The sequence below is a fragment of the Rhizobium sp. SRI_017 genome, from assembly GCF_057586295.1.
Window position 1 is genome coordinate 29147 of the sequence record NZ_JBYCZP010000024.1, and the last position, 21960, is coordinate 51106.

The following is a 21960-nucleotide window of genomic DNA, read 5'->3' on the forward strand; positions in this document are numbered from 1 at the left end:
TGTCGCCTATGTCATCAGGCGGGGAATTCGGACAAGCGCAATGCGCAGGATATCCTGATAGGGATACGACGTGGGCATGTGCAGGCGAATTTGTGTCTTCATCTCGACGACGCGCGCGGCGATCTTAATGAGGTGCGCCAGGACAAGCTGGCGCGTTCCAGCCGGTGAAAGTCCGGCTCGGGTAAGGGGTAGCTCCCGCCCGATAGTGAGTGTTGCGGCGTGGGCGGTGACGACCACGGCGAAGCGTACACAGCAATCATGTGGGGCATGGGAGTGAGCCACGATAATGATTAGATCGCAGGGGCCGAGACTTTCTCATTCGTCGAAGGCAACATGTGCGGAGCCGATATGCGAGGCGCCGTCGCCCTGCCGGGGTCTAGGGCCATGTCACGCATGAAAGGAACGCGTCGGAACCTGGGAGATCTCCTGTCTGGCCGGGTGGCGTCAGCCACGCCGGTCCGCATCGGAAAGGCGAGGAGCCGTAGCCGATGATGGACGGACAGGAGAAGTCAGACTCCGGCATAGTAGCTGCGAAGCCAACGAACAAAGCCGGATCTCCGGCGGCGGAGTTGGTGGAGCCAAGGCCGGGGGCCAAGGGGAACGTGGAACAGCAACGCATGCACCGGACACAGAGCCGGGATCGCATGTCCCAGTCGCTGGACCGCGTACGGAAGGCCGCAAGGCTAAGGAAGAAGGATCAGTTCACCGCGCTCTTCCACCATATCAACGTCGATACACTTCGGACGGCTTTCTACGCGCTGAATCGCAAGGCCGCTCCCGGGGTGGATGGCATGACGTGGCAGGACTACGAGGCAGACCTTGAGCCTCGACTTGAGGATCTGCACAGACGGGTCCAAGGGGGAGTGTACCGCCCGCAACCGTCACGCCGAACGTTTATACCGAAGGCGGATGGGAAGCAGCGGCCGCTGGCGATCGCAGCTCTGGAAGACAAGATCGTCCAAGGAGCGACGGTCATAGTGTTGAATGCCATCTACGAAGGCGACTTCTGTGGTTTCTCCTACGGGTTTCGGGCCGGACGAGGACCTCACGATGCATTGGACGCCTTATGCGTGGCGATCGACCAGCGAAGGATGAGCTGGATAATTGACGCTGACATCCAGAACTTCTTTGGGGCGGTCAGCCAGGAATGGCTGGTTCGCTTCTTGGAACACAGGATCGGCGACAAGCGCATCATCCGCCTGATCCGCAAATGGTTGAAGGCGGGCACCCTCGAAGACGGGATCGTGACCGTAGATGACAGGGGAACGGGACAGGGCTCGGTGATCTCACCGCTGCTCGGGAACATCTACCTGCATTACGTACTCGATTTGTGGGCCAAACGCTGGCGACAGCGCGAAGCCACCGGCGACATGATCATCGTGCGTTATGCTGATGACCTAATCGTCGGTTTCGAGCGCGAGGGCGACGCTCGTCGCTTCCTCGCTGCGATGCGCGCGAGGCTTGAGGAGTTCATGCTGTCGCTCCATCCGGACAAGACCCGCTTGATTGAGTTTGGTCGCTTCGCTGCGGTCAACCGCAAGCAACGCGGGCTCGGCAAACCGGAGACCTTCGCCTTCCTGGGGTTCACGTTCATCTGCGGGAAAACGCGCAAAGGGCACTTCCAGCTTCAGCGGAAGACCCGAGGCGACCGCATGCGGGCGAAGCTCAAGGACATCAAGGCGGACCTGCGGCGGCGGATGCACTGGCCAATCTCCCAACAGGGAAAATGGCTGAGGCAGATCGTCGGCGGGCACTTCGCCTACTTCGCGGTTCCAACGAACCTCCGGGCGCTCACGGCGTTCAGATATCGGATGGTTGACCTTTGGTTGCGATCGCTAAGGCGGCGCAGCCAGAAGGACCGCGTTACGTGGGACCGGATCGCGCAGTTAGCCAACGACTACCTTCCCAAGCCTCGCATCCTTCATCCATGGCCGAATGTACGCTTCGCCGTCAATCACCCGAGGTAAGAGCCACGTGCGGGAAACCCGCCCGCGTGGATCTGTGCGGGGGGCGCTCAGTAATGGGCGTCCCTACCGCGATATGAAGGCGCAGCGTATCGAATTGAGCGCGCCGCCATGTCGAGCGCTTCGGCATCGAGGCGCGCAGGCCCCAGATCAGCCAATAGGCGCCGGCATGGAGAAACAGTCGGAACTGATTGGCGGTGGCCCTGGTGCAGGATGTGCGGTCGGCACGAAGATGGGTCTTGAAGGATTTTATGTGGTTCTCTGCTGCGCTGCGACGGCAGTAGACGTCCTGATAAAGTGCCCTGGCCCTGCCGCCGTTCAGATTGGTGACGATGAAGCGGGTGTCGGCACCCTGATCGCCAACTTCGACGCGGGCGATGATGCGCTCGACGCGGCTCCAGGTCGCCGCCCCGTCGAGGAATTCCTTGAAGCGACGGACTTTGCCAGTCTTGTCCGTGCCAGTCTTGTCGGAGGCCGCAAACCGCTCCACCGTGCTTATCTCCAGCGCTTCGACATGTTTGCTGAGTGTCGTGGTCGGGGCGACGCCGAAGATGAAGTCGATCCGGTTGGCACGACACCAGTCGATGACGAGCGGACCGCAATAATGGCTGTCGCCGCGGATCAGGATATCGGTGCTGGGCCAGTTGGCGCGGATCGCCCGGACGAGACGCCTCAGATGGGCGCGGATTTCACTGCCCTTCGGTCGCTTTGCCGGACGCAGGACCGCGGCGACGAACCGGCCCTCGCCGTCGAACACGACAATCGGCTGAAAGCCGTATTCGTCGTGATGCGCGTTGAACAGCCGGAGTTGCTGACCACCATGCACGGCATCGAACGTATCGTCGATATCGAGCACGATCCGTTTGGGGACAGTGCGGAAGGAGGCGCAGTAGAGGTCCACCATGGCCCGGCCCATCCTGAGCAAGGCTTGAAGGTCGGGAAGGTTCTCCAGACGACACAGTGTCGGCTGCGAGGCCAGATCGCGTCCCGAAGGCAGCCTGTCCTGCGCCATCTTGAAGGCAGGATCGGACCGCAGGCGTCCGGCGTCATTGGCATCCTCGTATCCCGCAGCGCACATCATCATCCGCAAGCCGATCATATTGGCAAGGCTGTGGACGATGAGGTCCGGAGAACGCGGGTCCTTGAGGCAGGCCGCAAGCCGGGCAGCAACCCCAAGCCGTTTCTCCACCGCCGCCAATGCCAGAACGCCGGCATCCGACGACAGCGCTCCGCCGTCGAACCGGGCGAGGATTGTCTTCCCATCCACCGGTGACAGGCCGGGCAGAGGCAGTGTAGCATCGGACATGGCGGGTGTGGTCTCCGGAAATCGTCAGGATCGGCTTCGACAACCAATTCCTACACTATTTCAACGGCTTGAACCACATCCGCCTGCTCACCGTGAATTTTCCGGGCTAACTCCGCGCCTGACCAAAACCGGCTTACCGGACGCTCACCTCTGATGTCCGTTGTCAATGCTTTGTGTGCGAGGAACCGACCGTCCAGTCGAACAGCAGTTCATGATGATGATCGCGTATGGGTGGAGGCGGAACTGAAGAACGTCGGTGATCAAGCTCTGATGCGCGGATTGGCTACATGCACACGACGCTCGGCCTCATCGATCAGTTCCAACGCACTGATTTCACCTCGCTTCACCAGGTCGGCCAAACCAACACCGTCAGTCTCGTCATATAATCTGGAAATGTCTGCTGAACTGCTCATTTTCTGCTCCTAATAAGAAGCCGCAAAATCATGTAATGCAACAGCCTAACCCGAATTTTTTACTTCAGGCGCATGCCGACCTATTTCCATTTCGAACGGTATTATTTATCGAGATAGACTGATGCAAAGAGATCACCGATCCGTAGCTGCGGCTCTTCATATGAAGACAACACGAAAGCAGCTACACAGATTTACTTTAAATGGCGACTGGATCATCCATAGATGTCGCCATTTCCTCTAGGATGATCATGGATGCACTTTCCACGTCTTGCACGATATGATCGCTAACGGCAGATGCATCCTTTGCTTCTATAGGACTAAGTGCCTCGCTGCCGCACTCATCAACCGCCCACCAAGCGTGGGAGCAGGAAAATGTCTGCATTTTTCGTTAGCTCTTTTGACCAGGTATCGCGATAGATCGTGCCATCTATTGCAACAGCGATGCCACGATCCAGCCAAGGCTGGATGCCGGGATACTGCTCGGAAAGCTTTACGAACAGTTCCCTTATATCCTTCGCTTCGACCTGGACAGTATTCGTCCCCCCAGCGACCGAACTCAGTGATCCCCAGAGAGTAACCTGAACCATCAGCCCGACCGTTCCGCGTCTAGCGCTGCAAGAATACGTGGAGGAGACATGGGAACATGCGTCATCCTCACGCCTGTAGCACTCGCCACTGCATTTCCGACTGCTGCCAAAGGTGGTACGATAGATGTTTCACCAACACCTCGTACACCATAAGGATGATTGGGATTGGGTATTTCGAGAATTTGCGTATCGATCATTGGCAGATCCGAGCAGACCGGAATTCGGTAGTCAAGGAAGCCTGGATTCTGAAGCCGTCCATCTTTGCCATAGACGTATTCTTCATTGAGAGCCCAACCAATCCCCTGGGCCGCCCCGCCCTGATATTGCCCTTCCACATAGGTTGGATGCACCGCCTTGCCGGCATCCTGGATCACCGTGTATCGAAGAATCCGGGTCCGTCCCGTTTCAGGATCGACCTCGATGTCGCAAAGGTGCGCGGCGAAGGAGACGCCCGCACCATCCGCTACAAGTTCACTGTGCCCTGCGATTGGACCTCCCGTCTTGCCAGACTCGGCGGCTATCTCCTTTACCGAAAGCCTTCCGCGATTGTCATTCTGCTTGCCCTTGGCAACCGCATGACCGTCTTCCCAAGCCACGTCTTCGATGGCAATGTCCCACATCCGCGCGGCGCGCTCTCGCATGACTTTTATGGCATTGCGTGCAGCGGAGATCGTTGCCATGGACGACGAGAATGTGCCACGGCTGCCGTCAGTCATGTCATTGTAGCCGAGAGTCGATGTATCAGCGACCACCGCCTTTACCTGATGATAATCGATGCCGAGTTCTTCCGCCGCCACGAGCGACAGCGAGGCGCGAGAACCTCCGACATCCACGGTGCCAAGAGCGAGCGAAACTGAACCGTCCATACCGACATTGAGGTCTACACAGGTTTGGCCGCCAAAATTGAACCAGAACGCACAAGCGACGCCCCTGCCCTGATTGGCCCCCAGCTGTGCCTTCATATGCGGGTGGTTTTTGGCAGCGTCAAGCGCGGCGCCGAAGCCGATAGGCCCGAATACCGGACCATAGGACGATTTCGTACCTTCCTGAGCCGCGTTTTTGACGCGGAATTCAATCGCGTCCATGCCAATCTTCTTGGCAAGTTCATCGATCATGCTCTCGACCGCAAAAGCCGCCATAGGGGCGGAAGGCGCACGATAAGCCGCTGATTTTGGTCGATTGACCACAACGTCATAGCCCACAGTTCTTACGTTATCGAGTTTGTAGCAGGCGAACGCAGTCATGGATCCATAATCGGCCCACTCGCCAGCATACGCGCCGCACGAATATCGCAACGTCGCCTCACAGGCGGTAATCGTGCCGTCGCTTTTAGCGCCGATCCTGACGTCGATGGAGCTGGAACTCGTAGGGCCCGATGCACGAAAAACTTCATCGCGCGTCATTACAACCTTGACCGGCCGGCCGGCCTTGCGAGACAGAGCGAGCGCCACCGGCTCCGCCCAAACGTGGGTTTTCCCGCCGAAACCGCCACCAATTTCAGAGGAGGTTACACGCAGCTTGGAGGCTTCCATGCCGAGCAATTGTGCACAATGTTGCCGGTAAACGAAGTGACCCTGAGTGCAGACCCACAAATCAGCCGTACCATCCGGGCTGAAATTTGCGACACAGGCATGTGGTTCAATATAGCCTTGATGGGTTTGCTCGGTCTTAAAGGAACGCTCGACCACGACATTGGCTTCGTCAAAGCCTTTTTGGACATCACCGTGCCCGTAAGTCACACGCCTGACGACGTTGGAGGGCTTTAGCGGCTTTTCCTCAAGACCTTCCGTAAAGATCGTATCGCTGACCAAGGGGGCCGACAGCTCCATTGCCTCATCGACGTCCGTTACGTGAGGAAGAATTTCGTAATCAACGTGGATCAGTTTCAACGCTTGTCTGGCTGTACGCGCATCGACGGCGGCCACCGCCGCCACGGCGTGACCGTCGTAGAGCACTTTCGTGCGGGCAAGACAGTTGTCGAGAATGTCAAAAACGACACTATTTCCGTTGGTCACGTCAGGCAGATCGGCCGCGGTGATCACCGCTTTGACGCCAACAAGCTTTTCCGCCCTTGACGTGTCAATTGACCGAATGCGCGCGTGTGCGTACGGGCTTCTTAGAATAGAACCCACCAACTGTCCGGGCATATTGAAATCCGCGCCATAACGGGCGCGACCAGTTACTTTATCGATACCGTCGGGACGAATGGGGCGGCTGCCAACCGATGTAAAGTTGCGTCCCGTGTAGCGTGGATCAAAAGCCATGATTTCCCTCTTTCATCACATGCGATGCGTCCAGAACTGCACGGACGATCTTGTCATAACCCGTGCAGCGACAGAGGTTTCCAGCAAGCCCGAAGCGGACTTCTTCTTCAGTCGGTTCTGGATTTCTTGCCAGCAAATCTTTTGCTGCAATGAGAAGACCTGGCGTACAGATACCGCATTGCAAAGCAGCATGCTCAAGAAACTTTTGCTGTAACGGATGCAGTTTGTCACCGTTGGCCATGCCCTCGATTGTTTCGACTGCCTTCCCCTCAGCTTCGGCACCGAGCACGAGGCATGAACAGACCAGCCTGCCGTCAAATATAATGCTGCATGCCCCACAGTCACCGGTTCCGCAGCCTTCCTTCGCACCCGTCAAGCCCAAACGATCGCGAAGGACGTCCAGCAAAGTCTCGTCGGCATGGCAAAGAAACTCCACGGCGTCTTTATTGATCGTAGTCGATACCATTACACTTGTCATAGCATCCCTCCTGCCCGAGCATAAGCGGTGGCAGCTACCCGTTTGGCCAGCACACCCACGATCTTCTTTCTAAATTCAACAGTACCGCGTTTGTCAGCTATCGGCCGACAGGCTGACGAACAGATAGCGGCGAGTTTTTCAAGCGCCGCATCATCCGGTTTCCTACCGATCAGAAACTGCGAAGCCTCTTCCACAATGAGGATTGTCGGCCCTACAGCTCCCAGAACCACGCGAGCCTTCTCGATTATTCCGTCTGTATTAAGCGAAAGATTGATTGCAGCGCTCACCACCGCGATATCCATTTCCGTACGGGGAATGAACCGCAGATACGCGTCGCTCGAACGAACAGGGCGCTTCTCCAGAACGATGGATTCTATGATTTCACCTTTGGAAAGTATCGTCTTGCCAGGGCTAATGGGTATGCTTTCCACCGCGACCATGCGTCTGCCGTCAGGGCCGACGATGGAGGCCTTTGCGCCTGCGGCGACGAGTGCCGGCACACTGTCGGCGGCAGGCGATGCGTTGCAAAGGTTACCTACGATCGTGCAACGCCCCTGCACCTGCTTGGAACCGATAAGTTTGGCGGCCTCCACGACGCCTGGCCACGCTGTTTTCAGCGCTTCATTCTCTCCCAACACGGCACAGGGAACGGCGGCGCCTATACTGAACCCCGCATCCGTCTGCATGATCTCCTTCAGCCCAGCGATCGCCTTGATGTCGACGATGAGATTCGGCTCGACAAAACCTCCCTTCATTTTCACGAGAAGATCACTGCCGCCGGCAAGAACGACTGCCATTCCGTCCTCGCCTGTCAACAGGGACACAGCATCCTCAATTGAAAGCGGTCTTTCGTAACGCATCGTTTCCCCTGTTCGTTTCAAAATGTCTATGCACGCACTCGATGTTGATTGGGCATCTAACCCTTCCGGATCGGCGGCATACACAGTCCATTGTCTTTACTTGCCAAAAAAATGCCCGAGTATGTTGAACATATCTGAGCGAACTTAAGTCATGGCGAAGGCAAACCTCGGCGTATCCGAAAGAAGTCGCTGCGTTTCAGTCGCGACCGGAGCGCGCAGAACATCGCTAACGCTACCAAATTCCACGATGGTGCCGCTTTGCATTACGGCCACGTTTTGCGCAATGTTGCTTGCCACGGCGAGGTTATGAGTGACGAACAGCATTGCAAGGTTGTGATCTCGTCTTAGCTGCTCCAGCAACTCCACCACCACCGCTTGAACCGAAACGTCCAAAGCCGACGTCACTTCATCGCAAATCAGCAGCTCTGGATTGACGATGAGTGCGCGGGCAATGGCCACGCGCTGTCTCTGCCCGCCAGAAAGCTGATGAGGATAACGATCAGCGGTGACCGACGGCAGCGATACCTTGTCCAAGGCAGCGAGGACTCGTTTGCGTGTTTCTGTGTTGGAAATCGATTCGAATTGTTTGAGTGCCATCGCCACCGATTGGCCAATTGTTCGCCGTGGGTTAAGCGACGCATAAGGATTCTGGAAGATGTATTGGATCCGTCGACGTGCTTGCAAGGACCGTTCTGATGCATGCGCTGGTATCAGTTCGCCACCGAAAGTGATTTTACCCGCCTGCTTCCGATGAAGTCCTGCAATACAACGAGCTGTTGTCGTCTTGCCGGAACCCGACTCGCCCACAAGAGCAACACAGCTCCCCTTGTGAATTTTGAAAGAAATCCCTTTAAGAACTCGAATGTTTCCGTGAAATGCCTCCAATCCAGATACGTCAAGCGCAACATCGCGATCAACCGCATCATAGTGCTCGACAGTCCGGACCGCAGTCGCGGCGGTTCTGAGTTCTTTCAACTTCAGACACTTCGCAAAATGACCGATTGCAATCTCCACGGTTGGTGGCACTGATTTCGTGCAGCGCGTATCCGCAGCAGTGCATCTTGGCGCGAAAGCACATCCAGGTGGACGTCGCGCCGGCTCCGGCGCACTACCGGGAATTCCACTGACGGCAGTGGCTCTATCGAGATCGGGTACCGCCTCAATCAGTGCGCGCGTGTATGGGTGCTCGGGTGTCGCCAGGATTTGCGAGGTTGCGGCAAGTTCGACAATTCTTCCAGAATACATTACCGCTATTCGATCACACAGCGATCCAACAACCGCAAGGTCATGGCTGACATAGATCGCAGCCACCGAATGTTCACGACAAAGGCCTCGGATAGTCTCCAGAACGTGCGACTGCGTAGTTACGTCTAGGCCAGTCGTTGGCTCATCCATGATAATGACGCGTGGGCGGTTGGCGAATGCCATGGCAATTCCGACGCGTTGCTGTTGTCCACCGGAGAGCTGATGCGGATACGATCTCAGGAATTCAGGCGTTTCAGGCAATTTCACCAGACGCAGTAGCTCCATCACGTTTTCGTCGATGGCGGACTGCTTGTTAGTAAAACATTCGGCAAGTTGAGTTCCCACTCGAAGGATGGGATTGAGGGCGGTGCCGGGGTCTTGAGGGATAAGCGAGACGACGTGCCCGCGAACCTTTTTCAGCTCTCGCGAACTGAGAGACAGAATGTCCTTTCCGTCGATACGAACGATCCCACCGCTTATCTCCAAACCTTTTCGACAGTAACCGAGAACTGCCAGCCCGACCGTTGTCTTGCCGGAGCCCGATTCGCCGACCAGGCCGAGAATTTCTCCTGGAGCCAGATCAAGTGACACCGAGTCGACGATGTTAACCTTTGTCCCTGCGAGAGAGATGCACAGATCGCTGATTTCCAGTGCACGATTTGGGATGTGAGAAACCTCAGCTTTTGTGCTGCCAATCATCATGACACCCCCCTGCCCACAATGGTGTTGCCATTGGGGTCGATATGTTGAAGCTGAACGGATCTGTCACCCTCTGCCGAAAGGTCGTCAGGTATGGGCGTAGCTACCCGTCTTGCCCTGCCCAAGGCATCGGCGAAAACATTGATCGCGATGGTCAGAATAGCCAGGATGAAAACTGGTGCCGCGACTGCCCACGGGTTCAGCAGAAGACCTATCCGGTTTTCGTTGATCATCATGCCCCAGTCCGGAACGGACGGATCAGCCATCAAGCCCAGGAATCCAAGACCGGCTACGAGGGCGACTGAGTAGGTAAAGCGCAATCCGAGTTCGACCATAAGAGGTGCGGTCAGATTCGGGAAAATTTCTCGCACTATTATCTTGGGCAACGAAACGCCGATGGCCTCCGCGTATTTGATATAATCCTCTTCCGACACTCTAAGCGCGACAGACCGCATGACACGCGCAACTTGGGGAACGTGTATCGCAGCGACCAATATCGCTATCAGCCATGCTTTGGGTCCCAGAATGCTGATGAAAAGCAAGGCAAGCACTGTCTGTGGGAAGGCCATTGCAACGTCCATCAGACGCATAATCACGTCGTCAACTCTGCCTTTCAAATAGCCGCCTATGATGCCGAGCAAGGTGCCAATGCACACGCCGACAATGGTGGCAACCGCGGACAGACCCAGAATCTGCATTCCGCCGGAGAGAACCCGCGAAAGCACGTCTCTGCCCATGAAATCGGTGCCAAAAATTGCGTCGGGGGATGCCGGATCGAACGGGCCACCTACAAAGTCAGCCGGAGAGACTGGCGCTATCAATGGGCCGACGATCGCGCCGCAAATGATGACGAGAGCAACCGCCAGGCCTATAGCCCCCGCTTTAAGGTCGATAATCCATCGCCAAATGCTGTAATTCATGGCTGAATCCTCGCGCGAACTAGGTTGATTGCCATCATCGAACACTCATCTTTGGCGTGAGTAACATCGTAATCAAATCTGCCGCGAGGTTGAGGAGTACATAGGTCAAGGCAAGGATGAGAACGATAAGCTGGATGACAGGAATGTCTCGCGCAATGATCGACTCCAGAAGGCCTTGCCCCACGCCCGGATATCCAAAAACGAACTCCACCAGCACCACGCCACCGGCGAGGTATGCCAGCGTCAGCGCTATCACCTGCACGACAGGCGCCATCGCGTTGGGAAGCGCGTGTATGAAAATAAGCCTTGTCGTTCCCACGCCTTTTAGGCGCGCCATCTCAATGTATTCGCTCGCGAGAACCTCAATAACCGCTGCGCGCGTCATCCGAAACAGGTAAGGAAAACAAACAAGCGACAGGGTCAATACCGGCATCACAAGAATAATCGGATCCTGAAAGACGGAACTACCTGGAGCGACGAGTGAAACTGCTGGAAGAACATGAAACAACGAAGTCGAAAGGATGAGAATAAGGAGAATGCCGATGACGAATTCCGGCAATGCAGCAAGTGCAAGCGCCACAAATGAAATACTCGTATCGACTGCCCGACCGGAATACAAGGCGGCCACTACACCGAGCACGATTGAAATCGGAAAGCTGATGATCGCGGTAAGCATCAGCAAAGTGGCCGAGCTAATAGCCCGCGGATAAACAATATCGATCACGCGTATGTTATTGACAAGGGACCGGCCTGGATCGCCGGTCAATATACCCGAAAACCAGGTCCAAAATTGCATCAGAAGAGGACGATCCAGCTGAAGCTGAGCCCGTACTTCCTGAAGGCGCTCAGGCGTCGCATTTCGACCAAGCACCGCACGCGCCGCGTCGCCGGGCAAAACCTGAGTTGCCAAAAACACCACAACGCAGACCAAAAGCAGCGTTAACAAGCCAAGACAGATGCGTCTGACTGTGAATTCGAGAATAGAGTTAGACGCCATATACAACACCATCAGTTCTGCCGAAATTAGTGCAGCCGTGCTCCCCCGGATCAGAGTAAAACCCAGGGGGACACTGGAAATCGGCGATTTGCGTTATGAGAGCCAGACCGACTTCCAAGCAAAGTGACCCATAGCATATCCGGTACGGGCCGGCGTCAGTCCCTCTACATTCTTCGCGAGAAGATCGACCCCTTGGTTGAACGATGGAATGATATAGCCGCCTTCTTCGAAGTCGATTTTCATCATATCGTGCGCGATCTCCTTGCGCTTGCCGATGTCGGTCGCACCGATTGCCTGATTGTAGAGCTTTGTGTAATTCTCGTTGCCCCAACTCGTAACGTTGTAAGCAGCACCTGGCATAAGGCACTCAGCAACCAGTGGTAGATATGGCGTGTGAAGCCAATAATCCTGTGCGAATACCCACTTCTTGTATTGGTCTCCGAAGAATACATCCGTTGTGACCTGACGTACAGAGACCGCGACGCCGACGTCTTTGGCCTGTCTTGCAAAGACCTGCGCCATCTGCGGAGCGCCGATGGCAAAGTCAGATGTGACGAGCTCAATATTTAGATTTTCTTCTCCGGCCTTTTTGAGGAGAAATTTTGCCTGATCGACATCGCGCTCTCTCTTCAGGGAAGTGTCGTAGAGTGGGTCCCAGAGAGAGAACACGTCATTGCCAACTTCACCATATCCGCTGAGCGCGATCTTGATCATCTGCTCACGGTCGACCAAAAGTCGGAAAGCTTTTCGTACCTCCGGTTTGTTGAAGGGCGGTTGATCCACTCTCATGGAGAATGGCGTGAACATCCCCGGCTCAGAAACAAGAGCTTTAATTGCTCCACCTGTTCCGACCTGGCGGGTCAGAGACAGCGGAGCGGCGGCCAAAGCGTCCATCTGTCCACTTTGCAGTGCATTGAATGCGGCAACGTCAGAGACAAAGGAAGTGATTGTCAGTGTATCGAGATGTGCTCCGACGTCGCGCCAATATTCATCGAATCTAACAAATACGCTTTGTTGGCCAGGGGTAAAGCTCTGGAACTTGAATGGCCCGGTTCCAACGGGATTGTTGGCGTCGAAACCTTCTGGAACGATAGCGTAATAGACCGCAGAGCAAATGGCTTCCGGAAACACCGCAAACGGCACTTTCATCGGAACTTTGAGCGTCAGATCGTCAACGATCTTAATGTTGTCGACATCGAGTGCCCCCAACGTGACGGATCCGCTCAACGGAGCCTTTGGATCGACAATCCGTCGGAACGTAAAGGCAACGTCCTTGGCTGACAACGTTCGTCCATCGTGGAACTTCACGCCCTTTCGTAGCTTGATGGTCCATTCGGTGGCATCGGCATTTGGTTCGAGCGACTCAGCCAGCGCGTTCTGGATGCTCGCATCAGGCTGCATCTCCACGAGAGGCTCGTAGAGGCCAAGTGCGCGGGCGAAGTCAGGCTGCACGGTACCTTTATGAGGATCGAGATGCTCGGTCGAAGACCCACCCAGCATTGCGACGCGAAGATTGCCGCCGCGCTTCGGCTTTACGGTTTCAGCATGCGCTGAAAACCCTAGAGAAGCGCCAAATGCAAGGCCCGCCCCTCCGATTAATGCAGCGCGACCAAAATCGCGCCTTGAAATTCCGGTGATAGGTGAGTTCTTTGTGTCAGACATTCCATTCCCCTTTTTGCTATTGGTTAACGCACCCTGCTAACAATCTGAAATGGCGTGAATTACTGTTCGTAACTCGCGTCAAAACAAAATGTCAGCCAGCCCGTTCATGCTTATGGTTTGTCGCGCAAGACCGCTTTCGGCTACTCGGGTTCAACGACGTTAAAAGGTTGGGGTGCCTGCGTATATCACCAGAGTGAACAACCATTTTTCCTAGAATGCACAGTCAGTTCCGAACATTCTCCGTAACTAAAGCCCAGGTTGACGCTATCCTTGACTGGCAGGCCAATCGGTTTATGATATATCGCTTGATCGGAGCCTTGCTGGTGCTACCTCTAATCACGACGAAATTTGCAATTGAAAAATCCGAGCATGGGCGAGGAGTTCAGCGTTGGTGTGACTACATGTCGGAGGTATATTATCCTCTGCAGTGTTCGCCGGCCGACCCCAGCTCTTTCAAAGGCAATCTCACTGCATTACAGCTTTCGACAATCGGGATATCCAAGTTTTCTGCTGAAGCGTGTCGGACCGTTCGCCGCAAATTCAACGTTTGTGACGAGGAGGTCGTCTTCATTTTCCCTACCCGTAGGCGGGAAAAGTTCAGCCAAATGGGCCTGGAATGCGAAGCGGGGCCTGGAGAAATGTATGTTTTGACATCGTCAGAGGACTACACGACGCACATACATGACAATTCCCACAATGTAACGATCAAGGCGCCGGCAAGTTATATGCGCGAGAGAATTCCCTCTCTGGACATGATCTACGCACGTCGGAATATCGCGAATGTCGGTTTGGTTCCGATTGTTTCCCAGCTGGCTTTGCAGACTTTCCGCTTGGCGTCGTCCTCCGATTTCGATGTTCTTAAGCGCGTCGAGGCCAATATTCTCGATCTCATATGCCTGATGGTGGAAACTCATTCCCTGGAAGACATTCACGAAAACACCACGGCGGCATTGTCCGACGTCACCTTGCAGCGGCTGTCGGCGTTTCTCTCCTGTCATTTCCACGACCCTGATCTATCGCCGGACGATGCTGCAGCCTCGCTACGAGTCTCGGTTCGTTATGTTCATAAAGTTTTTCATATTAACGGGACTACGTTTGGACGAGAGCTGCTTGGGCTCAGGCTTCGTGAAGCCGATAGAATGTTGCGGGAAGGTTCGGTCAAAAGTAAGTCGCTTCTGCCAATCGCGGACATTGCCTATGCGTGCGGTTTTTGTAGCCAATCCCACTTGTCCACCCGATACAAGCAACATTTTGGCATGACACCCAGTGAATGTCGCTCCAGGATATGATGATACAATCCATCAACCCATCTTGGTTCCGCGCAGAATTGAGCGGGCAAAAATGCCGACGTGAGCATTTGAAGGTAAGCACATAGGCCACCCCACGTATCTTTAAGTGTGCCGAGAGGGCATTATTCGCATGAGTTATACGGGGAATCCTATGAGCGACACCGTGAATCAGCCTCGAGCGTTGTAAGCGCTCCTTTTCATGAGCCTTGACGCGGTCGGCTTGACTGGATGAGCTTGTCCTATGGTCGTTTGTGATCAACCAGCGTTGGTTTTGGCGAAGTTGAAGGGCAGCAGGTCGCTGATGTCGGCGGCATTCCCGCGCTGTGGTAGCTCCGTGAGGACGTGGCGCAAGTAGGCTAGGGTTCGATGCCGCAGGCGCGGCAGGTCAGCATCAGGCTGCAGGCGACGGCACTGGCCCTGGCTCCGTCCACGGTGTCGCTGACCAGCCAAGATTTTCTGCCGGTTGCGAAGATTCTGATGCAAGCGGTGAATAGACACCGTCTGGCGATAGCGACGGCATCTCAAACTTAAACGCAACTAGGGCAAACCATGGCGCCAGCCGAGTTCGCCGGTCATGCTCTGGCAATTTTCGTCCACAGGTTCATCGCCCCCGAAGGCAGTTCGCGATGATGGTTGGAGGCGATGTCGTGGCGCGGGATGTGGAATAGGTTGGCAATCGGGTCATGGATAGAGACGAAACGTTGTAGATGTCGCGATGCCTTGAATCGCTTCATGATCCGCTATCGCCGCCGGATTGGTTGGTGAGAATTCTCTGCCCGATTGTTCAACCCATTGTGGGAACGATGCTCGACACCGCGCATGGTCGCGGAGGCACTCCTGCTGAACGGATATTGCTAGGCTTCTCCGGCATCCTGCAGGTCGATGGCTATGAAGCGTATCACACGCCCTTTTTTCCGCTGAGGTAACAGACGAAGAGTTTGCCCATGCGGCGGCGTCATACGATCACGCGAACGACAAGAAGGATTTTATTACATGACAGTCTCTGAGAACAATGGCGAGTTCCGCACGGCTCTGGTGACAGGGCGGGAGGGGCCGACGGCATCGGCTTTGCAATCGCCCGCAATCTTGCACGGAAGGGCTCGCCGTTTGCATCACCGGTGCCAGCGAACGCATTCATCTGCGGGCTCAGGAATTGCGGGACCAGGGCTATGCCGTCACCTCGCATGTCGCTGATCTCACCAAGGCCGATGAGGTCATGCGTCTGCGAGACCTTGTGGGGCCGGTCGACGTTCTGATCAACAATGCGGGGATGGGGTCGACGGCAGTGCCTACCGTGCAGCGCGAATTCCTAGCGCTGAGCGAGGCAGACTGGGATGTCGGAATAGATGTTACCCTCAAGACAGCCTTTCTGGTCACACGCGCTTTTCTGGGGTCGATGATTGAGAATAGGCGCGGACACATCGTGAATATCGCTTCTGTCACGGGCCCGCTGGTGTCCAACCCTGGCGAAGCTGCGTATTCGGCGGCAAAGGCAGGCATGGTGGGGCTCACTCATGCCGTGGCGCTTGAAGCGGCACCGTGCGGGGTAACGGTCAATGCTATCGCACCGGGCTGGATCGAAACCGGCTCGTCGACCGAGGACGAGCGGATCGCGGCCCTGCACACGCCTCCGGGACGGACCGGAACACCGGATGAAGTCGCCGCCGCCGCCGCTTTCTTGGCCTCTGCCGAAGCGAGCTACATCAATGGCGCTATGCTCGTCGTTGATGGCGGCAATGTGCTGCAGGAGCGTAAGGTCCAGATGAGTTATACTTGATTCAGTCTGCCCTTGAACTATACGTTCATACATACTTCACCGCGAGGAGCAGGACGGCAAAGGAGTGTGGTTTCGAGTCCAAGCAGTACACCCTCCCCTCTGACACAACCCAGCAAGACCTGGCAGCTCTGGTCGCTAGGCTGAACGCGGATTCCGCCGACATAATCCGAGATCGGTTGGGACGACACCGACAAATTCACCTACGGCTGGACGGTGACCGTCCACAAGGCGCAGGGCTCAAGTTTCAAGCGGGTGAATCTCCCAATCACGGCGTCGAAATTCCTGGATCGGACCTTAATCTGCACGGCCCTCACCCGGGCCGAGGAAGTCGTGGTCTTCGTCGGCAGCAGGGATGACTTCGACAACGCTGTACGCGCAATTCCCCGAGCGGAGAAACGCGGCACACAGATCGGTTCGAAACAAAAAAACAACAGTCGACGTGTAGCTTTCGCTAGACATCGACTGTTGCTTTTTCTGAAAACAAGAGCAACAGAAGGCCGTTTCTGGGTCAGCAACACCCACTTTCTGCAGCCATTCGTCAAGTCGCTTGAAGGCTTGCAACTTTTTCTACTCACTCACTCAGCAAAAGCCGTAGACCGGCACTCTTTGGAACATTTGATGCATTTGCAAAGCGGACTGACAAACCCGAGGCAGGCATATTGTAGAGCAATATCTACGCAGGAACGTATCCCGCTAGTGACCGCCCACGCTGAGCACGTGACCAATCTCGCTCCTCGTTGTCGTTTGTTGAGTAGTGCCCGTATGCGACGTTGGAAGACAACACCGGGACGTCGTCTCGACGGGACTCGGTCGGCGACGCGCCAAAGAACGTCCTGAAAGTCTTGGAAAAGTGGGATGCCGAAACGAAGCCTGTCGCGATCGCCACGTCAACGATAGGCATTGAGGAATGGGTGAGCAAATCCTTCGCTCTGTCCAGCCGGAGCTTCAGATAATACCGCTTGGGCGACATCCCCATCTGGCGCTCGAACAACCTCTCGACCTGCCTCCTTGAGATTGACGCCTTCTTGATCAGGGTTTTCATGTCGACAGGATCGGATATGTTCTCCTCCATCATGTCGACGACGAAGAGCAACGGTGATCCTGTGCGCTCGAGCTTGACGTAGTTGGGGACCTTCTGTCTATCCGCCTCCCCTCGCGGTGTACCGTGCAGCGCATGCACGCCGACTTGTTCGGAGACATCCCTCCCGTAATCCGCTTGTACGATCCGAAGCATGAGGTCGAACGCGGCCAGCTCGCCTGGACAGGAATGAAACGGCCCGTCGATCTCGAAAAACGCCCGCGTGAAGTGAACATTGGGGAATTGTTCGATCGCAACCCCGAAATCCCTCCAGTGTACGGCACATCGCCGCCCTGCCAACAAACCAGTTTCCGCCAGCAACATGGTCGCCTCGCCAATGGAGAAAACCTTTGTCCCGCGGGTCAATCCCTCACGGATCATAGCGACCAGTTTCTGACGGTCCTCGACTGAGCAGCTCCCCAACAGCAACACCGTCATTCGGGATTGACCGACCCGCATTCCCTCCGGCTCGCCTTGGTCGCCGCGACGACAGTTGATTTGCGCCTGCGTGTCCGAACAAACAGCCCCGCCCTGGATCGACACCGCCTCCCAAGTGTAGACGACGTTCCCCACCTCCCGGTTCGCGGAGTTGATGGCACCGACGATCGACGAGAATGCGAGTGTCGAAAAACCTTCCGTGACAAAGACATTGAAGTGGCGGCGGATAAAAGGCTCATGCATTCTCGTTCCTCCAAACCAGTGAAAGGGGCTTCAATTGCGTCACGCATTCGACTCGACGATCGCGAACGGGAGCACCGCTACGAGGAGGCCTCGCGGACGATCCCTTGGTCGTTGATCCAAGACCACAGATATGGGGCAAGGCCGCGATCGGCATGCAGCCGGAAAGCGCCGTCTTCGAGTCGGTAGAGGCTGGTCGTGACCCCAGCGAACTGGATGGCGGAGCAAGGTCCTGGTGTCCGCCAATCGAGTACGCACGCCCGGGCAATCAACCCATCGGCTCGAGAGCCGCTCAGTTCGAAGACGTGGAGCGCGGAGGACATCCTGGTGACCGCGTAACCCGCCTCGTCCCAGCCAGGGGTGATCTCGTCGTCGCCAATTCCAACAACGATCAAGCTATCGCGTGACATGGAGAGCGCAAATCTGTCACCTGTAGCAACACCGAGAAGTCCCAAAGGGCGCGGAAGGCTGTGCCTGATCAGAAAAGCGCTCAGATCGCCGCTTACAAGGAACTGCGGTAGTCCGGCGATCGACCTGAGCGACACTGCCTCGTTTTCAAGCTTCGTGGTATTCCAGTTGGGTGGCTCCGGCCACTTGCGTCCATGGTTAAGCATTTAGACGTCCTCCGTCCGGGTCGAAGGCGCAGGGATGAACGATGCGCGCCGAGCGTATCGTGCCGAGATGCTGCACCTCGATCGTTTCGCCATGGCGGCTCATTCCCTTTTCGATAAGGCCAAGCGCTATGGGCCGACCGAGGGTGGGGCTGAAGTAGCTCGACGTGACATAGCCCAGACTACTGGTCCGCCCGGCCGTGCGTTCGATGCCATGCGCCCCGGTGGCCAACGGCGGTCCGCCGTCCGTGACTTCCAGCCCGACGAACTGCTGCCGATCCGAGCGCTGCGCCTCTTTGGCCAGCAAGGACCTGCGTCCTATGAATTCGACCTTCTTCTTTTCCAACGGCGCGGTGAGGCCGAAGTCCATGGGACGGCTCATGCCGTCACTGTCCTTGCCGATCACGATAAAACCCTTCTCGGCCCTCATCACGAGGAGCGCCTCCATGCCCAGGAGGACGGCATCGAATGTCCTGCCAGCTTCCCTTAACAAGCCCCACAGAGTCTCCGCCTCTAACGCGGGAACCGATAGTTCATAGGAGCGATCACCCGTAAAGCTGACGCGGCTCACCCGGACGGCAATCCCGGCAAACATTCCGGTGGTCGTCGACATGTGGGGTAGCGCCTCGTCGCCAAGATCGGCGTTCACTCCGGCGGCATGCAACAAGGCCCGCGAATTTGGACCGCTGACGGTCAGCGTGGCGCTCTCCGCTGTGGCGTTGTGGATGAAAACCTTTTTTCGATCAAAGCGGTCCTGCCGCCATTCCTCAAGAAGGGCGTACATGCCGGCCACATGCGACGACGAGCAAGAGACGATGAAACGGTTGTCGTCGATCCGAACCAGGACACCGTCATCGTAGACGATACCCGATTCAGCCAGAATGAATCCGTAGCGGCATTTGCCAGGCTTTAGGTTCGAGACGGTGTTGTAATAGATGAAGTCGAGAAACTCGGCCGCCTGCGGCCCAATAATCTCGATCTTTCCCAATGGGGTGCCGTCGAACAAGGCGACTGACTTCCGGGCGGCGTTTATCTCCCTTGTCACTTCTTCCTGGGCCTCGCCACCACCGTAATACGCCGGACGCAGCCATCCGCCGTATTCCTGAAAGACCGCGCCGTCGACGCGATGAGAGGACTCAAGCGGCGAACGTCGAACCGGGTTCATGAGCGTTCCGGAACGATGTCCCGCCAAGGCTTGGAACGGCACAGGGGTGAACGGCGGCCGATACGTCGTGGTCCCGACCTCGGGTATCCGTCGCCCGGTGATCTCCGCCATCAGCGCAAGCCCGGCAAGGTTAGAGGTCTTGCCCTGGTCGGTCGCCATGCCCAAGGTGGTGTAACGCTTGAGGTGTTCCACCGATATATAGTTCTCTCGCGCAGCAAGCTCCACGTCCTTGGCGGTAACGTCGTTCTGCAAGTCTATCCAGACACGGCCCTTTGTCTTGGGCTTCGGCCATGCGGCGACTGCGGGCCTGCCGTCGTCGTCGTCGGAGAACCTGGCGAAGTCATCGGGCTGCAGTCCGAGCCGAGAGAGCAATTCCACCAGTCCATCGGACAATTCCGAAGCCGAAAACGCACCCGCCGCGGCGCCCACCACCGACACGCCGGATACAGCCTTGCCGGGCACGAACGCCAGTTTGTCGTCACGCCATGTGAGCTTTCCTTGCGCTTGGCAGAAAAGATGCACCGTCGGGCTGAACCCGCCCGACACCAACACGCAGTCGGCGGGAAGTCGTCTGCCGTCATCGAGTTGTACGCCATCGACGCGATTTCGGCCTCGAGCGGCGGTGATCGTCCGACCATGGATCACGTCGATGTCCGAAGGTTGCGATCCCGATTCCGGCCTGTAGTCAACGAGTGTCACCTTCGCCCCGGCCGCAGAGAGCGCCCTGGCGGTTTCATAGGCCGATCCATTGTTCGTCGCGACCACGATCTCCCGCCCGGACACCACCCCGTAGCGCTTGAGATAGACCAGAGCCGCATCAGCCGACATGATCCCGGGGAGATCGTTGTTTGCGAATGGAAGCGGTCTCTCGATCGCCCCTGTTGCGAGCACTACGTTTCCGGGGCGGACCCTCCATAAGCGTGAGGCTCCGTCCTCTAAACGCTCGTTGAGTGCAACAAGGAGATGGTCGTAGATGCCGAAGGCCGTCGTTCGCGGCAATAAGACAGCGCCCAGTTCGCGGAGTCGCAAAAGGGCGTGCTCGACCCACGTTGCGGCGGGCTTGCCCGCGACCGACATCGAACGATAGAGCATGGCGCCACCGAAGCTGTCGGCTTGTTCGCAGATCACGACACGCTTGCCGCGTTCGGCCGCGATGAGAGCGGTCGCTAGTCCTGCCGCGCCGCCGCCGACCACGAGGATATCGCAATCGTGATTTATCTGGTCGGCGGCTGGCGGCGCTGTGCCGTCGGCCTTGAGCACGCCAAGCCCCGCCATTTCACGGATTCGCGGCTCGAACATATGCCAGTCCGGAAACATAAAGGTCTTGTAGTAGAAGGCTGCGGGAATGAATCGGGAGAAACGGTCGATGAAGGCGTTACGGTCGTCGCGAGCCGTGGGTCTGTTGTTGACGCTTCTCACCGTCATGCCGTGTTGTACGACTTCCGTTGTAGCGCGGCTGTTAGGCAGATAATGCCCCCCCGAGATGTCGACCAACGCGTTTGGTTCTTCAACACCAGCGCCCCAGACACCGCGGGGACGATGATATTTGAAGCTGCGGCCGACGACCGAAATGTCGTTGGCCAGGAATGCTGACGCGATCGTGTCGCCCTTGAACGCGGAGACCACCGCGCCATCGAAGGTGAAATCTTGCCGGATCGAACGATCGATCGCCGTCCCGCCTTTGGTGCGCCACGAACTCATTGGCCATGACCTCCATCGAAAAATGAAGAGCCGTCAATCTTGTGGTCGACCGTGTTGCGGTCGAGCCTGAAGAGTTCGCCGCAGGTTAGATGCATCCACACCTCGGAGGTGGGACCCTTCGTGTTGTTGCGGAGATGGAGGTAGCCGGACCATTCGCCGTCCGTCACAGATGCGTGGCCTTCGGGGCGCAGGTTGCCAAGATCGCCGCCGAAATGGAACTCTGCTTCCGAGCGGGGACCGCAGTATGGACAAGGGATCAATTGCAT

At 56.6% G+C, this 21960-nt stretch carries 18 protein-coding genes and 5 pseudogenes; 6 read left to right on the forward strand and 17 right to left on the reverse strand.

The annotated features are described in order from the left end of the window. Window positions 1–6 precede the first annotated feature (6 nt). Window positions 7–282 (reverse strand): transposase, encoded by a 276-nt coding sequence (locus tag AC2YI2_RS31655; RefSeq protein WP_487390521.1) that lies wholly within the window; start codon window positions 280–282, stop codon window positions 7–9. Window positions 283–488: 206 nt separating this feature from the next. Here AC2YI2_RS31655 and ltrA point away from each other — a divergent pair, with 206 nt between their 5' ends. Then, window positions 489–1967 carry a group II intron reverse transcriptase/maturase gene (ltrA, locus tag AC2YI2_RS31660; protein ID WP_487390522.1) on the forward strand — a complete coding sequence of 493 codons (1479 nt, stop codon included), beginning with the start codon at window positions 489–491 and terminating at the stop codon, window positions 1965–1967. 70 nt (window positions 1968–2037) lie between these two features. Here the strand turns inward: ltrA and AC2YI2_RS31665 are convergent. The 10 genes and pseudogenes from AC2YI2_RS31665 to AC2YI2_RS31710 all read right to left on the reverse strand — a co-directional run. Further along, window positions 2038–3270: pseudogene (locus AC2YI2_RS31665) on the reverse strand (IS1380 family transposase); the annotation flags it as partial. Between the two features lie 260 nt (window positions 3271–3530). Then, a complete protein-coding gene (locus AC2YI2_RS31670) occupies window positions 3531–3683 on the reverse strand; it encodes a hypothetical protein (protein ID WP_487390523.1) in 153 nt (50 codons plus the stop codon). 341 nt (window positions 3684–4024) lie between these two features. Further along, a complete protein-coding gene (locus AC2YI2_RS31675; protein ID WP_487390524.1) occupies window positions 4025–4270 on the reverse strand; it encodes a MoaD/ThiS family protein in 246 nt (81 codons plus the stop codon). Continuing rightward, window positions 4270–6534, reverse strand: a complete 2265-nt coding sequence (locus tag AC2YI2_RS31680; RefSeq protein ID WP_487390525.1) for a xanthine dehydrogenase family protein molybdopterin-binding subunit — start codon at window positions 6532–6534, stop codon at window positions 4270–4272. Before AC2YI2_RS31680 ends, AC2YI2_RS31675 begins: the two co-directional genes overlap by 1 nt. Beyond that, window positions 6524–7012, reverse strand: coding sequence for a (2Fe-2S)-binding protein (locus tag AC2YI2_RS31685; RefSeq protein WP_487390526.1), 489 nt, complete (start codon window positions 7010–7012; stop codon window positions 6524–6526). Before AC2YI2_RS31685 ends, AC2YI2_RS31680 begins: the two co-directional genes overlap by 11 nt. Then, window positions 7009–7872 (reverse strand): FAD binding domain-containing protein, encoded by an 864-nt coding sequence (locus AC2YI2_RS31690; RefSeq protein WP_487390527.1) that lies wholly within the window; start codon window positions 7870–7872, stop codon window positions 7009–7011. Before AC2YI2_RS31690 ends, AC2YI2_RS31685 begins: the two co-directional genes overlap by 4 nt. 144 nt (window positions 7873–8016) lie before the next feature. Then, the gene (locus tag AC2YI2_RS31695; protein WP_487390528.1) at window positions 8017–9819 is read right to left on the reverse strand and encodes an ABC transporter ATP-binding protein; all 1803 of its coding nucleotides are present in this window, start codon (window positions 9817–9819) and stop codon (window positions 8017–8019) included. Continuing rightward, complete coding sequence (locus AC2YI2_RS31700) at window positions 9816–10736, reverse strand: ABC transporter permease (protein ID WP_487390529.1); 921 nt, start codon at window positions 10734–10736, stop codon at window positions 9816–9818. The genes AC2YI2_RS31695 and AC2YI2_RS31700 overlap by 4 nt, the downstream gene beginning before the upstream one ends. Before the next feature lie 34 nt (window positions 10737–10770). Next, the gene (locus AC2YI2_RS31705) at window positions 10771–11745 is read right to left on the reverse strand and encodes an ABC transporter permease (RefSeq protein WP_487390530.1); all 975 of its coding nucleotides are present in this window, start codon (window positions 11743–11745) and stop codon (window positions 10771–10773) included. 81 nt (window positions 11746–11826) lie between these two features. Then, window positions 11827–13395: an ABC transporter substrate-binding protein gene (locus tag AC2YI2_RS31710; protein ID WP_487390531.1), complete on the reverse strand. Its 1569-nt coding sequence runs from the start codon at window positions 13393–13395 to the stop codon at window positions 11827–11829. Between the two features lie 305 nt (window positions 13396–13700). Between AC2YI2_RS31710 and AC2YI2_RS31715 the strand changes: the two genes are divergently transcribed. Further along, the gene (locus AC2YI2_RS31715; RefSeq protein ID WP_487390532.1) at window positions 13701–14684 is read left to right on the forward strand and encodes an AraC family transcriptional regulator; all 984 of its coding nucleotides are present in this window, start codon (window positions 13701–13703) and stop codon (window positions 14682–14684) included. A 255-nt stretch (window positions 14685–14939) separates the two neighbouring features. Here AC2YI2_RS31715 and AC2YI2_RS31720 read toward each other — a convergent pair. Further along, window positions 14940–15163, reverse strand: a pseudogene (locus AC2YI2_RS31720) (transposase domain-containing protein); the annotation flags it as partial. Window positions 15164–15256: 93 nt separating this feature from the next. Next, window positions 15257–15496, reverse strand: a pseudogene (locus AC2YI2_RS31725) (DDE-type integrase/transposase/recombinase); the annotation flags it as partial. Here AC2YI2_RS31725 and AC2YI2_RS31730 point away from each other — a divergent pair. The 4 genes and pseudogenes from AC2YI2_RS31730 to AC2YI2_RS31745 form a co-directional block, all read left to right on the forward strand. Then, the gene (locus AC2YI2_RS31730) at window positions 15488–15610 is read left to right on the forward strand and encodes an IS66 family transposase (RefSeq protein ID WP_487390533.1); all 123 of its coding nucleotides are present in this window, start codon (window positions 15488–15490) and stop codon (window positions 15608–15610) included. The pseudogene AC2YI2_RS31725 and the gene AC2YI2_RS31730 overlap by 9 nt on opposite strands. Window positions 15611–15822: 212 nt before the next feature. Continuing rightward, entirely contained in the window at window positions 15823–16461 is a 639-nt protein-coding gene (locus tag AC2YI2_RS31735; RefSeq protein ID WP_487390573.1) for an SDR family NAD(P)-dependent oxidoreductase, read from the forward strand. Window positions 16462–16511: 50 nt separating this feature from the next. Beyond that, window positions 16512–16613, forward strand: a pseudogene (locus AC2YI2_RS31740) (bifunctional methylenetetrahydrofolate dehydrogenase/methenyltetrahydrofolate cyclohydrolase); the annotation flags it as partial. Between the two features lie 61 nt (window positions 16614–16674). After that, window positions 16675–16791: pseudogene (locus AC2YI2_RS31745) on the forward strand (C-terminal helicase domain-containing protein); the annotation flags it as partial. Window positions 16792–17134: 343 nt separating this feature from the next. On the opposite strand, the gene AC2YI2_RS31750 reads toward AC2YI2_RS31745, so the two are convergent. The 4 genes from AC2YI2_RS31750 to AC2YI2_RS31765 all read right to left on the reverse strand — a co-directional run bounded on the left by AC2YI2_RS31750 (window position 17135) and on the right by AC2YI2_RS31765 (window position 21960). Beyond that, window positions 17135–18220, reverse strand: a complete 1086-nt coding sequence (locus AC2YI2_RS31750) for a GlxA family transcriptional regulator (protein ID WP_487390534.1) — start codon at window positions 18218–18220, stop codon at window positions 17135–17137. Window positions 18221–18297: 77 nt separating this feature from the next. Further along, on the reverse strand, window positions 18298–18831 hold the full coding sequence (locus AC2YI2_RS31755; protein ID WP_487390535.1) for a hypothetical protein: 534 nt from the start codon (window positions 18829–18831) through the stop codon (window positions 18298–18300). Beyond that, a complete protein-coding gene (locus tag AC2YI2_RS31760; RefSeq protein WP_487390536.1) occupies window positions 18824–21694 on the reverse strand; it encodes a sarcosine oxidase subunit alpha family protein in 2871 nt (956 codons plus the stop codon). Before AC2YI2_RS31760 ends, AC2YI2_RS31755 begins: the two co-directional genes overlap by 8 nt. Continuing rightward, window positions 21691–21960: a sarcosine oxidase subunit delta gene (locus AC2YI2_RS31765; RefSeq protein WP_487390537.1), complete on the reverse strand. Its 270-nt coding sequence runs from the start codon at window positions 21958–21960 to the stop codon at window positions 21691–21693. The genes AC2YI2_RS31760 and AC2YI2_RS31765 overlap by 4 nt, the downstream gene beginning before the upstream one ends.